Source organism: Pantoea sp. GM_Pan_4 (assembly GCF_026541005.1).
GTDB lineage: Bacteria > Pseudomonadota > Gammaproteobacteria > Enterobacterales > Enterobacteriaceae > Pantoea > Pantoea dispersa.
Map to the genome: position 1 here is coordinate 45,891 of NZ_JALNUZ010000003.1, position 14,058 is coordinate 59,948.

Consider the following 14,058-nt stretch of genomic DNA (forward strand, 5'->3'; position numbering starts at 1 on the left):
GCTGTGCGTGTTTTTAGCTTACAGCGCCTTGCAAACGGAACTGGCTGACCAGCCGCTGCAGCATGAATGCCTGCTCTTCCAGCGCCTGTGCGGAATGGGATGACGCGCTGACCAGCGACGCATTTTGCTGGGTAGTACCGTCCAGCTCACCTACCGCGCGCGCGATTTGCTCAATGCCGCGGCTCTGCTCATCAGAAGCAGCCGAGATCTCCGCCATGATTTCATTTACGCGTGCGATGCTACTGACAATCTGCTCCATCGTTTCACCCGCGCGCGCCACCTGCTGATGGCCGTTGCTGATTCGTCCCACCGATTCGCCAATCAGTCGTTCAATATCTTTCGCGGCTCCGGCACTGCGCTGGGCCAGATTACGCACTTCGCTGGCGACCACGGCAAAGCCTCGGCCCTGCTCGCCGGCGCGGGCGGCTTCAACCGCCGCGTTGAGCGCCAGGATGTTGGTCTGGAAGGCGATGCTGTTGATCACCGCAGTAATCTCGGCAATTTTCTTAGAACTATCAGAAATCTCGCCCATGGTGCTGACGACGTTGTGCACCGCAATACCGCCCTGACTGGCGTTATGCGTCGCTTCCGCCGCGATCTGGCTGGCGAGACGCGCATTGCTGGCATTATTTTTCACCGTGGCGGTCAGCTGCTCCATGCTGGCAGCGGTTTCCACCACCGCAGCCGATTGCTGGGCGGTGCGCGACGACAACTCGAGGTTGCCCTGATGTATGGTGCTGGCAGCCTGCGACACATTGCTGACGCTGTGCAGCACCTCGCCAATCATACCGCGCAATCGCGCATTCATGCGTCCCATGGCAGAGGTGAGCTGGCCGAGCTCATCCTGGCGATTAGTGACAAACTGCGAGCTGAGGTCGCCGCTGGCAATGCGTTCCGCCAGCGCGAGGTTGTGAAACACCGGGCGCGTAATCTGCCGGATGATGGTCCAGGCCACCAGCACGCCCAGCACTATCGCCAGGCTGCCAATCAGCAGCGAGAGCGCCGCTGACCCGTTAGCCAGTTCATCGTTACGCGCCTTAACCAAGGCGATGATCTGTTTGATCGCCGCGCTGCTGTTATCGCCCGCCACTTTGACGGTGTTTTCCGCGACACGCAGCTGGCCGTAAATCGCTGCCGCCTGCAGGCTCAGATCTTTAAAACGTTCGGTATCCTGCCATAGCGCACTAAATCCGCCCTGCTGCTCCGCTGGCAGCTGAGTCAGTAGCGCGTCCAGGTCCTGCCCGGCGCGCTGAAAATCATGTTCCAGTTTATTGCGCAGTGCCTCGCTGACGTTGAAGCGCAGCGCCCAGGCCTCTTCGCGCACATTACTGATGGCAAACAGCAGCTGATATATCTGGTTGGTGAGTTCGGGTGTGCTGACGGGTGTCCGGATTAGCCCGGTATAGCGCGACGTCATGTCCTGCTGGCTCAGCGCGTCCAGCTGGCTGCGCAGATCGTTGAGCTGTCGGGTTGCCTGTGTCATGGCGGTGATGCTGTGCTGGAAACGAGCAAGATGGCTGGCGACATCGTTGAGCAACCCTCTGGCGTCCGCCGTCCACGGCAACTGCTGGGCCTGCTGCGTCAGTTGCTGAGCGTGCGTGACGTAATCCGTCATGGTGTCGCCCGCTTTGTCCTCGCCATACAGATATTTAAGACGATTGATTTTGGCCTGAAAGACTTCAATGTTGATGTCATAAATCAGATTGGTTTTCTGATAGATGTCGTGAATCTGGTTGAATCGTTGCACGCTGAGCGCTGTGGCCAGCGCCACCAGCAGCAGGACGATGCCGAAGCCCGCCGCCAGCTTGCGCGTAATGCGCACATTCCGTAATCGGGAGACCAGTCCCATGTCTCGCTCCTGTCATTGTTGTTTTTGTTGAGTCTGCAGAAGGGGTTATCGGACCGTAACGGGAATTATTTACTGTTGCGGGGCGAAAATGTGCTGTGTCATAAAAGCGGTCCTGCCAGAGTAGCCTATTCATAGCAAAGCCGGCGATTTCAGCCTGAAATCGCCAGCCATGGTGGGCAATTACCAGCGAGTTGCCAGCATATCAATGACGAAACGGTACTTCACCTCGCCCTTTAGCATACACGCGAAGGCCGTTTCGATCTCTTCACCGGCGATCAGCTCAATATCTGCCGTGATGTTATGCTCGCCGCAGAAATCCAGCATCTCCTGAGTCTCTTTAATGCTACCGATGGATGAACCGCTGATGCTCAGACGGCGAAACACCAGCGGCGTGACGTTCGGCGACTGATGCGGTTGGTCAGGAATGCCGACCAGCACCAGACGGCCATTGGTCTTCAGCGTCGCGAGGTAAGGATCGAGATCGTGCGGTGCCGCCACGCAGTCAATGATGAAATCAAGCGAGGTCTGGCATGCCGCCATCTGCGCGACATCACGCGACACCACCACGCGCGTCGCACCAAGACGACGTGCGTCAGCGCCTTTTTCCGGTGAGGTAGTAAACAGGGTTACCTCGGCGCCCAATGCGCTGGCCAGTTTTACCGCCATGTGGCCCAAACCACCCAGCCCCACCACCCCGACGTTATCGCCGGCTTTGACGCCAAAATGGCGCAGCGGTGACCACACCGTTACGCCCGCACACAGCAGCGGTGCCACGCCCGCCAGCGCCAGATTGTGCGGAATCGACACGACAAAATGCTGATCGACCACCACATTCTGCGCGTAGCCGCCCCAGGTGCTGTCGCCGGTGTATTTATCGATGCCGTTGTAAGTGGCGGTGAAGCCCGCTTCGCAGTACTGCTCTTCCTGCTGCTGGCAGAAGTGGCAGGCACGGCAGGAATCCACCATCACGCCCACACCGACCACATCACCGGCTTTGAAGCGCGTAACCTGAGTTCCGGTCTCCAGCACGCGTCCAACGATCTCGTGGCCCGGCACCAGCGGATAACGACTGACCGCCCACTCATTGCGTGCCATGTGCAAATCGGAATGGCATACGCCGCAGTAAAGAATTTCAATTTTTACGTCCTGCTGCTGCAGCGGACGCAAGGTAATCTGGCCGGCAGCGAGCGGTTGCGCTGCATCCTGTGCCACCAGTGCGTTAATTTTCATGGTGCCTTCCTCAAATTCTGGTGTGGGCTGAATGAAGGCGGCAGACTATAATCAACGCGGTGCAGAATTGATAGTAGTCACCATTTGGTGACCATAAAGGAGAGTGCGATGCCTGTCTGGATTGATGGCAAACTGTTTTTCTATGCGGATTCGCCACCGCGCCGTCTGATGGACCTGTTTTCGGTGAAATGGAGCACGATGGTGCTGCACGCGTTGTATCACTGGCCGGGACAGCGCGCCCGAACCGGTGAACTGCAGCGTAGCCTGCAGGGGATTTCGAAAAAAATGCTGTTTCAGACACTGAAAGAGCTGGAGCAGCGCGGCTTAATTGAGCGTCAGGTTTACGAAGTGATTCCACCGAAAGTGGATTACCGGCTGACCGCACTGGGGATGACCTTCGCCCGGCCGATTGAGCAGATGTATCAGTGGGGATTAGAAAACCAGGCGGCACTGGATGAGATGGAAGCTAACCTTCGCGCGGCAGGCGGCACGCCGGCGGAAAACGCCCGCCCTGCAGCGTCATCCGCCAGTGAATAACCACGCGCGGGTCGCATACTGTTCGTCGCGGCGCGATTTATCCCACACTGAATAGCGCCGCGGTTCGTGGATCGATCCGGTGACCGTTAACCAAACGGCGTTTCGCGTGCCAGCAGGCGGGCGATGACGTTGAGAGCGCCCTCGTCGTTATTACTTTCCGTCCGATAACGCGCGACGGCTGCCACCGGTGCAGCGGCGTTGGCCATGGCAAAGCTGTAACAGGCCTGGCGCAGCATTTCGATGTCGTTGGCGCTGTCGCCAATCGCCAGCACTTCACAATCATCAATGCCCCACTTCTCCTGCAGCAGCGCGATGCCGTGCGCCTTATGACAGCCGGGAATGATTAAATCGACAAAGCCAAATCCGCTTGAGACCGGATGCATGATGTTTTCAATCGCGTTCAGTTCGCTGTGCAGACGCGCCAGCAGCGCCTCGACACCTTCGTGTGCCAGATTCAGCGAAAACTTGAAAATGGTATCGTCGATATCGTACAGGCTGTCGCGCTTCTCCAGCCGGCGATAGTGATTGGCCAGCATGGCGACCACCTCATCCGGCATTGACTTGTGCACATAGGCGCCGTTGCGACCGCACACCACGGTGCTGATTTCCGGTTCTTTGGCGAGAATATCCAGCACCTGATGAACACGTTCCGGCGCCAGCTCGCCGCAGAAAATTTCTTCGTTGCTGTCGGACACCCAGGCACCGTTTTCAGCCACGAAGGCGATCTCATCTTTGATAGCGGGAAAATAGTGCTGCAACTGATAATACTGATTGCCGCTGGCGACCACGAAACGGATGCCTTTCTCCTTCAGCAGCGCGTACTGGCGCGCAAAACGCTGCGCGTTGTACTGCTTATTGTCATCGAGAAATGTCCCATCCATATCCACCGCAATCATTTTTACTGCCATCATGCTCTCCCGTCTCTGTGTGCCGTCAATCCATCCGGCTTAACCAAGGTTTTATCAAGCTTACTCGCGGTGTGGATTAATGAGAATGTGAATAATGAGTTTGTTAACCGCTTTCAGAGATTTCCAGCCCATTTTTTACTGCAATTCGGCCCCTTTTTCTCTGATCCAGGCACAGAACATGTCTGCCATATCGCGCGCATAAGCCTGAATTTCTGCTGCGCTGCGCGGCGATTCGGAAAAATGCTTGCCGACGTCACCCAGCGTGCTGTTGATTAAATCCGCCGCCCGCGCCACCTCAGCCGCGTCCCGCTGCGGCAGCAGCTGTTGCAGAAATTCGCACATCACATTCTCGCCATTGGCGCGCGCGGCCTGCACTTCCGGCGCATCCCGGTAAAGCGGCGCGGCATCATTCAGTGCGGTGCGCATCGCCGCCTCTTCACACTCCGAGTTGAGGAACGCCCAGGTCAGCTGATGCAAGCGCTGACGCGGCGTGGATGTGCTGTCGCGCAGAATTGAACCCAGCAGATCGCCGGTTCGCTGCCACTCTTCGCTCTGCAGACGAGAGAAGGTAACAAATCGGTAGTCGTGTGAAGTAATCTGGTATCACGGTTTTTGTCAAAGTCTTACCGCAAGTCGATTCGCTACTCAGCACGTAGTAACATCGATTTGCGGTAATTTTTTGCCCCACGTATGCCCCACTTAAATCGTCGGCCGGTTATCCTCCCGCGCCGATATCACTCCTCACGTCTGCACGCCGATCACAGTCACGTCATTCAACACTTAGCCTTCCAGCGTCTCGCCATCCGGGCACGCGATGTGACTCCGCTCTAACCGGCCAAGCTGGCACGTACCATATAGTTCGAAATAAATCAGATCTCCCACATTTGGCTTCAGCGACTTATCGACCAGCACCATGCCGTCGCACGTTGGAACGAAAAGGGTAGCCGCCGGCCTCGACACCATAATCTCGTTCAGGTCGATGTTGTGCTCGAGGTAATCCTTCGCCGGTGAAGGGAAGCCCATCAGTAAGGGCCGTTCGGATTGAACAGCTGGAACACGCGGTTGTTGCCGTGGTCAGGCGTAATGTCTCGGAAGTACTGCTGATGCTCTATCCAGCGGTTAGCCTGGTCCAGCGTCCATATGTAATTAATCTGCTCCAGATTGGCGATGAAGTCCGAAGTGGTGACGGTGCGACGCCCGCTCTGCTCCTGCTTGATGCTGTCGCGGAACGCGCCCTGAATTTCCGAGTAACGGCCCATGCTCTTATCCTCTCAATAGTTACTGTATATAAGTACAGTAATATCGATCGGTAGAAATGATCAAGACACTGCGGTTGAGGTTTTTGTAAAGCCTCAGCAGGGCAAGGAGATTTTTATGAAGATCAGATTAATCCTAATGTGTATGATGATATTTCAACCAACGCATCAGACTAAGAGCTGAGCGAATATTCATTTCAGGGAAATGCGCCTTCGGGAAAAGGAGAAAAAATGAGTAAAGCTATTGCGCTAAATGAGTTTGATTTTAACGGAAATGCAGTCAGAACGATCACCGACGAAGCATCAGAGGTTTGGTTCGTCGCTAAGGATGTGGCTGACATTCTTGGTTACGCTGAAACAAGCAACATGACAGAGAGGCTTGATGATGATGAAAAAAGAAAGCACACCCTGCAAAATGGACGAAACTATACAAATCAAACACTTATAAACGAGTCTGGTTTGTATAATGCGGTGATGGGATCACAGAAGGCGGAAGCCAAACACTTCAAAAAGTGGGTTACGTCCGAGGTGCTTCCATCGATCCGCAAAACAGGCGGGTACAACATGGTTCCGCAAACATATGCCGAGGCTCTACGCCAGCTTGCCGACCAAGCGGAAGCAACAGAGCGCGCGCAGATGATGCTTGAAAAGAAAGATGGCCAGTTCAAGTCAGTTCGCGGAGCCTATGGTCAACATGTCATGCAGCACAATAAATATGTTCACAGTAAAGGTGAAGGCTTCAGGCACGCGACCATAGCGCATGTAAAAAGCGCAATTCCTGGAAAATATAGCTGGCAAATGCTGGCAAACTATTGCAGTTATCATCAACTCTCTGTTGAGATTCTGACGCCGCACTATCAATCCGTCCCATTGAACTCCTACCCGGCTGAGGCATGGATGGCAATCTACAATATTGATATTTCAAGCCTTTAACCTGAGTAATGTGGAAATTCCCCACCCGGCCACCGCGCCGGGTTTTTTGTGCCTGCAGCTCCCTGCGACTATCCTTACCTAACCCACCCCGTAGCCTGCTCAGATCGGCGCGGCATACCTCTGCCCCGTCGCCGGGGCTTTTTTATGCCTGATGCATGGGATTAGCGTTGAAGGGGATTTTTTGGGGTTGTATTGATGTTGAACCATGAAAACCTTTCGAATCAAAACCATTTATGCATAATAACCACATCAACTGCAAATTAGGGCTTCACATGTCTAATCAAGGAAGAAGCAATTCACTAGATGCTGTTAAAGTGTTAATGGCCTTTTTGGTTATATCCATACATACAATAACACCTGGCGATGAGTTTAAATATCTTCTGACGCAGGGGCTAGCAAGAATAGCTGTCCCCTTTTTCTTTATTGCAGCTGGGTATTATATTTCAACAAAAAATGGAAAGGCCGAGTTATACAAGGCAACAAAAAGGCTTTTGATTCTGTACTTATCTTGGTGTCTTTTGTACTCCCCATTCATAGTTAATGATATTTACAATGCAAGCAACTCAATATATGGAGCTGCAGCAAGCACAATATACCAGCTACTAAAGGGGTGGAGGCACATGTGGTTCATGCCTGCAATGATTCTTGGGATGATTTTTTATTTTTATTTAAAGAATTATAAATGGGTATACTTATTGGCATTGACTTTGTATGTCATCGGAGTAGTTATACAAAACACCATGCCTCAGAGTGAGTATTCAATACTATATTACAGGAACTTCATAACATTTGGATTCCCGCTAATTGCGTTAGGTGCTTTTATCAGGCGCGACCTTTTCACTACGCAGGGTTATGGAAAACTTTCGCTGCTCCTTGCGGCATCCCTGATCATGCTAGCCGTTGAAAGTCTGATAAGGTACAAGCTAGCAATGTATAACAATGACATGTTATTTTTTTCACCGATAGTCGCCTCTGCATTGTTTTTAACTTCCATATCATTTAACTACAAAACACCCTTAGACTTTAAAACTATAGCATCAAGCATGTACTTCGTTCACTTCCTGTTTTATCTTATATTTAAAGATAAAATACAAAGCGAATACTTGCTATTTTTTACAGTGGCATTGCTATCACTAATTTTCAGCTTCACCTTCAGAAAAAGCAAAATATACACATCATTGTTCACCTGAAAGATAGCCCCTTATGATTATTGGGGCTATTTAACTGGAGAGTAGGGCTTATGCCTTTACATCCGGAGGTGATGGTAGCGTCTTACTTCCATCACCTGCATTGATGTAAGCCCTTAAAGATTTACGGTATGTTGTCCATGATGCCAGCGATGATTTAAGTTCATCTTCCGACTGAATCGAATAATCTTCATCTTCAATCTGTTCATTCAGAGATTGAATCTCTGATGATGCTTGTTCGTATCCTGATTGAGCATTTACGAGATTAATTTCAGTCTGCTCTTCTGGTGACAACTCGATTACCGGCGCAGTAAACACCCAATCATTATCGCTGCCCTGGACAGCAGAAAATCCAGGGCCAACAACTTCATCGCCTGTTAGTTCATGAGTTGTGTAATCATCAAAAACCCCATCATTACCATCCCATACCACGACATTTGCAACCAGGCCGTCCTTGATAAGAGCGTAAGAACTCATTATGCATACTCCTCTACAATGATAATCCCGCTTGTTCCAACGCCACCCGCGGTGGTCGCCGCTGCTGACGGGCCTACTGCAGAGCCACCTCCACCCGCACCATAACCAAAGGCTGATTTTGCTGTGTTCGCGCCCCTGATGCCGCCGCCACCAATCCCCAATTTACTGTCGGCCCCTCTTCCTGACTTCATCGTCGCCTGGCCAACGGTAGCACTTAACGATAATGGTCCAACCCCGACTGATGCTGGGGTTCCAAAGGCTAAAGCGCTACCAGAAGGGTTGGATCCAGTGTCCATATCAACGCCTGCACTTACACCGGAACCTGCCGATCCAATCAATCCGCCAGCTCCACCTGGGGTAATTAAATAACTACCAAAGGAGCTTTGGCCTCCAGCGCCTCCAGCAGCACCGGTGGCAGGTATGCCAGCCGCGCCAATAGTCACAGCTACCGATGCTACGGATGAAACATCAATGAGAGAGCTTTCCGCATAAGCACCAGAGTTTCCACCCCACGCTGCTGCAATTTGGGCTGAAGTTGTCACCTCCGTTCCACCACCTGCACCACCACCACCAAGTGATTTGACTCGAGCCTTCTTGGTACCTGGTGTTTTGGTATAGGTCCCGCTGGAGGTGAACACCTGTATGTTAAGCAATCGACCCGGAGTAAGTGATGTCATTGCAGCTTTTAGGTTGGCCAGAATGGTCGCAGGAACTCCATTGTCTAGAACGTCGACAGATGTAGAATCTGAGATAAATTGGGCCAGCACATATGCCATAGTTGAAGACTGGCGAAGTGCCTTATTGATCTGTGCGGACGATGCTTTTCCACTTTGGAATCCGGTCAGCAGTGCAGCAAGTGCTTCATAGTCTGCCTGACTGGTCACGTTAGCCCCTGCACCAATGCCAAAGGCCTTGAAGTTATTAGTAGCCATTACAGTGTTTTCTCCCATGCGCCATCATCAAATCCGGCGATATATTCGTTGTCCATATCGAAACCAAAAAACCGGTTTCCGACAGATGGTGTTTCTATTGAAGGTGTCTGAATGTCGCCAGCCCAGACGCCGGCAGCTTTAACGGTTAGATATCCCTGCCGAATGGCAGCGATGAGTTCGAGCGAAACCTGGCTGATATCTTCTTCCGGAAAGACCCACACAGAGATGGTCATGTCCTGATTGTCGACGATCTGCATTTTCAGGCCTGAGCCTTCCAGTGCAGTTTCCAGAATCGGCGGCAGCGTGTCGTTTTGGCCGTTCCAGTTATTGATCGCTATTTTTGCCTTCAACACGATGCGGTATGTGTCATCGCTAAGGCTGGTATAACCAGCATCAGGGTCATACGGCCCCTGCCATATGCCCTGATCCCAGCCGAGGCCATCCGTATCAAACGAAAAGTAGACGCCACTGATAGGCTGGCTGACGATGCGCGTTCGCCCAATCCACTCGCCGAGAATATCCAGTTGCGCACCAACCGCGCTGTCGATGTCAAAGGCAGTAACCAGCCCCTGAATCGCAGTTGAAGCATCGGTAAGCGGGCGAGTTGAAAGGTCTACATGAGCGACGAACCGCGGTTTACCTGCGTGATAGTTGGTGATCAGTTCGGTGTATTTGCTCATGAGGTCACCGTCAGCGCTATGTTGGCGGTACTGCAGGATGCTGATTCGTTGAAGGCGATGACAATATTGGCCGGCGCCACAGTCCCGGAACTTTTACCAATTTGCAGAGAAGCAATATCGTAATAGCGGGCATTACCACCACTCACCACCCCTAAGTTTGCAGGGGAGTAAACCCTGCTTAGCAGGACGTCATCGCCGATAAGCAGCCCGTTGATATAGTCAGAGATCGCCTGTTTGATTTGCTCTCCGATTTGCGTGGTATATCCGGTGAACACCTTCAGCGAAATCGCGACGTAAATCGGCACATCAGTTGAACGGTAGAAGCTGATTACGTGTGGATTACCGTAAGTGTCGGCCACCGTTACTAAGGTGGTGCCGTAGGTAGAAACGCCCTGCCCCTTCTTACCGCGTATTGTTTGTGCAATGATCGTCGCATCACCGCCGTCGACGACCGCAGAGATGGAATGTGCCGGAAGTCCATTAAAATCAACTGCGCCGGTATCGTTCTCATAAAGCTTGTGCCGCGTCACGCCATCAACGTTTGCCAGTGCCCCATCAACTGCTTCGAACGGCGTCAGTGATGGAAGCGCCACGCTCTGCCCCTGACGGATTCGCAAATCTGAATCCTTTTCGACAGCGGTACCAACAGTGGCCGCGCTGGCGTTAGTGACTGATGTCCAGCCGCGCGTCGGTGTATTAATTTGGTTCACAGAGCCAATCACCGCCGCTACAGCGCCAGAATTCGCACAGATTGCTGTTGCGATTACGGTACCTCCTGGCTCGATTGTCACACTGGCTGGCAGGTTCCAGATAATGCCGTTGGCGTCTTTGACCGAACCATTTGTGATGGTGGTTCCTGCTGTTCCGGTTAGCGTCAGGTCAACAGTTGAATTGGTGGCAGCTTTGCGCGCGATGCCGTTAATCTTCACGTTTCGCGTGAGGGCATCAGACATTGCCGTTGAGGGGGAAAACGAGTTGTACACCTGAACTGCAGTGTTGTTGGCATCGTTGATAGCCAGCGCCACCAGAGCCACCATTTGGCCGTCCTTACTGTCCGGATCAAGGTAGGCGTCGGTCCCGTATATTTGCTGAAAGTAACTGGTGATGGTGGAGAGTATCGTCTGGTAATCAGGCGCACTAATCCCTGAGGCGGTCACCGTAGCGGAGAGCCCCAGCGTGTCGAGATCAAGAGCCATTATGCCTCGCTTGTGACTGTCGTCGTTCCGTAGATGGTGTCGATCGTCGCGGTAAAAATTACGCGGCGAGTGGTGGTATTCAGATCGGTATTAAAAGCCAGGATGGAATTTACTCCCGGCGTTTCGAGGATGTGCTGGCGAATGGCAAGGTTATAGGTCTCAGGTTTTTGCTTGCCAAGCACCGACTGAATCCACGGCGTGCCAGCAGTGGTATCGAGAAACCATTGTCCATACCAGAGCAGGAATCGTGTTTTAACCGCCTGCGCCACTGCTTCAGGTGAGTTAATCAGCCAGGTATCATCACCCTGCCCGAAGGTGTAATCACCGTCGTCATCTTCGCGTCTGTATCGCATCAGTTCACCTTGCCGGAATTGCCGCTGCCAGTCTGCACGCCGTTATGCGTGTGCTGGTCGCTGATGTCTTTGCCGTTGGATGTAAGCGTGCCGAGGAACTGGATAGCGCCGGTAATCTTCGCCGCGGTGCCCGAGGCAATACTTCCCACCATGCCGCCAGCCCAGGTCAGCAGGCCAGAGATGGTCACCGCCTGGCTGAATTTTGCCAATGGCGTAGTAACGTTCACTCCGCCTGGTGCCACCAGATTGATTGCATGGCTGTTTGGATCAAGCTCAATATATGCAGCACCGTCATCGGTGCGCATCTGCAGCGTGGTGCTACTGATATTGCTGATGACGTTAGCCTGAGACTGCGGGCCAACAATTGCGAATGCGTCTGATAAATCATGCTGCCTCGGGTCAACAGTCTCCTGCACGCCACCGCTTTGCCACCAGAAGTCGATGCAGCGATCGGAGAAAACCACCAGGCACTCATCTCCCGCTTTCACCGGGAAAGTAATCGTGCAGCCACCGCCACGCGGGAAAACCACTGGCACATCCACCAGCAGCGGAAGCGGCGCTGATTTCATGTTGCCCAGTTCGTCGGCGGTCTGGCCCTTCAGCGCCGGTTGTACGGTGCAGGTGCATGCGATGGGGTCAAAGGATTCGATTATGCCGGGCAGTGAAACGCGCAGCATGGAGAAGATGGTGTCTGACAGCACCTTCATGGCCTGCTGTTCACCGCCGGCCAGCGATTGAGGCGATACTGACATTTAAACTCCAGGCAATAAAAAACCCGCCGAAGCGGGTTATATTTTCAAAGATGCGCAGTTAATTAATTTTTTGGCAGTCGAAAGTGCCAAACACTCGCGGCTGATCCATGTTGCTGCGAATCGCCTCTACGTTGAGTATGGCCTTTCCATTACGCTTAACGTAGTCCATGCCAAACCAGCCAGGTGCATCGCTGCGCTGGACGAGCCACTGCATTTTCACGTTTTCATAATCGCCGTTGGCCTTTAAGAAAGTGAATTTCTGACTTTCTGGCTTAACCCCATTGATGCGTGCCCAACCATCATTAGCGGCACTTGTGCCAAGCTTAAATGGTCCACATTGTGAGTCTGCTAAGGCTGAGCCAGCAGCGAACAAAGCAAACATGAGAATCCAGCGCATCAGTATGTCCTGTTCAGCGAAGAGTTCGTTTGGAGGTCTGCCGAACCGCGAGCAATGCACATCAAATCCATGTACCACGGCTGACCTCTGGTATCGCCAGTATAATCTATAGCCGATACGATATACACGCCGTCAGCCGCAATACTTGCGGGCTGTTGCAGTGTCCCGTTCACCGAGAGATTGCCATTTGTATTGGTTTCGCTGGCCCGGCTGGGTAGTGATTTCACCTCATCAGCTGACAGACTGGCGCGGTAAACCGACGCCTGGTCGATCTGCACCAGACCTTTGAGCTGAATATTCGGGTTGATCAGGCAGCGAACGTTTACCCCGCCGCCCATCGTCTGCTGCGGCATGCCGATCAGGCCGGTGTCGCTGTTAAGCACAATGGCGTTCTGCACATACTTATCTGTTGGCACCATTTGTGCCTGACCGGCGACCAGCTGCCACGTTGCGCCGCACTGCGCCGCCACATTATCCATGATGTCACGGGATGACTGATAAATGACGCGCCCGCGTGGGAATATTGTGGCCGGCATATCGCCGGTGATCCCCTGCGTTACGTCGTATGGGTTGAAACTGTCCATTGCAGCCGCGTGCACGTCAGCAACCGTGTAGCCGGCGGACAGGGTTTTGGTCACGCTGGCATTCATAAACGCTTGGTGCCCATCAATGGCCTGAATCAGCACCCACGTATCAGTGGGGTTATCGCGCCCGGTAATAGTGAAGCGAATGTCGCCGCTGAATATCTCACCGAAATTTGTGCCGTTTGACTGGCCAACTTCGGCGGCATTGATGTTTTTTACAACACCAACCTGACTGGCATCAACTGGCTGCGCGATGCCATCGTACCCCGCGATGATTTTTATCTTCGCGAACTCCTGCCCCAGAATGCGCGAAGCCGTATCCTTCGACAGATTATAGATTCGCACCATCGCAACACGCGGCCAGCGCGTATCCGTCCAAACGATGTTAAAAACCACTTTAAAGTCACTCAGGCTGATGCCCTTCCCATTTTCTGAGAGGATTTGCAGCTCAAAGTGGCGCATCCAGTTCTGTGACATGCTTACTCCGTTACCGCCAGCAGGTGGCTGCGAATTCCCAAATCAGTTTTGGTCGGATAATCCTGCGCCGGGTCATCGCACACAACCGCCAGACCAAAACCGAGATTAAGGTAGGCGAACTGCGCCAGAAGATTGGCGCCGGTCACCAGCGGGATGCCCGTTACAATGGCTACCCCGCTGCTGTCCAGCAAGTCGATAATCCATCCCGCATCATCACGCCATAGCGTCAGAATGGAGTAGTTAACGCCGTTAATTGCGGTGGTGAATTGCTGATTATCCGGCGACAGCGGTATCTCATTGGCCTGCATTA

17 protein-coding genes are annotated in these 14,058 nt (G+C 52.9%); 3 read left to right on the forward strand and 14 right to left on the reverse strand.

All coding sequences use genetic code 11. The features are described 5' to 3' along the window. Window positions 1-13: 13 nt before the first annotated feature. Window positions 14-1,849 (reverse strand): methyl-accepting chemotaxis protein, encoded by a 1,836-nt coding sequence (locus OXR61_RS08990; RefSeq protein WP_031279934.1) that lies wholly within the window; start codon window positions 1,847-1,849, stop codon window positions 14-16. A gap of 180 nt (window positions 1,850-2,029) precedes the next feature. Continuing rightward, window positions 2,030-3,079 carry an NAD(P)-dependent alcohol dehydrogenase gene (locus OXR61_RS08995; protein ID WP_021508739.1) on the reverse strand — a complete coding sequence of 350 codons (1,050 nt, stop codon included), beginning with the start codon at window positions 3,077-3,079 and terminating at the stop codon, window positions 2,030-2,032. 108 nt (window positions 3,080-3,187) lie between these two features. On the opposite strand from OXR61_RS08995, the gene OXR61_RS09000 reads away from it, so the two are divergent. Beyond that, window positions 3,188-3,616, forward strand: a complete 429-nt coding sequence (locus tag OXR61_RS09000; protein WP_021508740.1) for a helix-turn-helix domain-containing protein — start codon at window positions 3,188-3,190, stop codon at window positions 3,614-3,616. Between the two features lie 86 nt (window positions 3,617-3,702). Here the strand turns inward: OXR61_RS09000 and OXR61_RS09005 are convergent, their stop codons facing one another. The 3 genes from OXR61_RS09005 to OXR61_RS09015 form a co-directional block, all read right to left on the reverse strand. After that, the gene (locus tag OXR61_RS09005) at window positions 3,703-4,524 is read right to left on the reverse strand and encodes a Cof-type HAD-IIB family hydrolase (protein WP_021508741.1); all 822 of its coding nucleotides are present in this window, start codon (window positions 4,522-4,524) and stop codon (window positions 3,703-3,705) included. Window positions 4,525-4,659: 135 nt separating this feature from the next. Beyond that, window positions 4,660-5,001: a TetR family transcriptional regulator gene (locus tag OXR61_RS09010; RefSeq protein ID WP_262264236.1), complete on the reverse strand. Its 342-nt coding sequence runs from the start codon at window positions 4,999-5,001 to the stop codon at window positions 4,660-4,662. A gap of 545 nt (window positions 5,002-5,546) precedes the next feature. Beyond that, window positions 5,547-5,783 (reverse strand): DNA polymerase V, encoded by a 237-nt coding sequence (locus OXR61_RS09015; protein ID WP_267411819.1) that lies wholly within the window; start codon window positions 5,781-5,783, stop codon window positions 5,547-5,549. Window positions 5,784-6,011: 228 nt separating this feature from the next. On the opposite strand from OXR61_RS09015, the gene OXR61_RS09020 reads away from it, so the two are divergent. Both OXR61_RS09020 and OXR61_RS09025 read left to right on the forward strand, forming a co-directional pair. Further along, window positions 6,012-6,713, forward strand: a complete 702-nt coding sequence (locus OXR61_RS09020; protein WP_267411820.1) for a BRO family protein — start codon at window positions 6,012-6,014, stop codon at window positions 6,711-6,713. Between the two features lie 272 nt (window positions 6,714-6,985). Then, entirely contained in the window at window positions 6,986-7,903 is a 918-nt protein-coding gene (locus OXR61_RS09025; RefSeq protein ID WP_267411821.1) for an acyltransferase family protein, read from the forward strand. A gap of 48 nt (window positions 7,904-7,951) precedes the next feature. On the opposite strand, the gene OXR61_RS09030 is transcribed toward OXR61_RS09025, so the two are convergent. The 9 genes from OXR61_RS09030 to OXR61_RS09070 are packed head-to-tail and all read right to left on the reverse strand — an operon-like array spanning window position 7,952 to window position 14,056. Then, a complete protein-coding gene (locus tag OXR61_RS09030) occupies window positions 7,952-8,377 on the reverse strand; it encodes a hypothetical protein (protein ID WP_267411823.1) in 426 nt (141 codons plus the stop codon). Next, window positions 8,377-9,309: a hypothetical protein gene (locus OXR61_RS09035; RefSeq protein ID WP_267411824.1), complete on the reverse strand. Its 933-nt coding sequence runs from the start codon at window positions 9,307-9,309 to the stop codon at window positions 8,377-8,379. The genes OXR61_RS09030 and OXR61_RS09035 overlap by 1 nt, the downstream gene beginning before the upstream one ends. After that, window positions 9,309-9,989 (reverse strand): DUF2612 domain-containing protein, encoded by a 681-nt coding sequence (locus OXR61_RS09040; RefSeq protein WP_267411825.1) that lies wholly within the window; start codon window positions 9,987-9,989, stop codon window positions 9,309-9,311. Before OXR61_RS09040 ends, OXR61_RS09035 begins: the two co-directional genes overlap by 1 nt. Then, a complete protein-coding gene (locus OXR61_RS09045; RefSeq protein WP_267411826.1) occupies window positions 9,986-11,185 on the reverse strand; it encodes a baseplate J/gp47 family protein in 1,200 nt (399 codons plus the stop codon). Before OXR61_RS09045 ends, OXR61_RS09040 begins: the two co-directional genes overlap by 4 nt. Next, entirely contained in the window at window positions 11,185-11,538 is a 354-nt protein-coding gene (locus tag OXR61_RS09050) for a hypothetical protein (protein WP_267411828.1), read from the reverse strand. Before OXR61_RS09050 ends, OXR61_RS09045 begins: the two co-directional genes overlap by 1 nt. Continuing rightward, window positions 11,538-12,290, reverse strand: a complete 753-nt coding sequence (locus tag OXR61_RS09055) for a Gp138 family membrane-puncturing spike protein (protein WP_260640772.1) — start codon at window positions 12,288-12,290, stop codon at window positions 11,538-11,540. The genes OXR61_RS09050 and OXR61_RS09055 overlap by 1 nt, the downstream gene beginning before the upstream one ends. A 58-nt stretch (window positions 12,291-12,348) precedes the next feature. Next, a complete protein-coding gene (locus OXR61_RS09060; protein ID WP_267411833.1) occupies window positions 12,349-12,687 on the reverse strand; it encodes a hypothetical protein in 339 nt (112 codons plus the stop codon). After that, the gene (locus OXR61_RS09065) at window positions 12,687-13,748 is read right to left on the reverse strand and encodes a hypothetical protein (RefSeq protein WP_267411835.1); all 1,062 of its coding nucleotides are present in this window, start codon (window positions 13,746-13,748) and stop codon (window positions 12,687-12,689) included. The genes OXR61_RS09060 and OXR61_RS09065 overlap by 1 nt, the downstream gene beginning before the upstream one ends. A gap of 2 nt (window positions 13,749-13,750) precedes the next feature. After that, window positions 13,751-14,056, reverse strand: coding sequence for a hypothetical protein (locus tag OXR61_RS09070; protein ID WP_267411836.1), 306 nt, complete (start codon window positions 14,054-14,056; stop codon window positions 13,751-13,753). Between the last annotated feature and the right edge of the window lie 2 nt (window positions 14,057-14,058).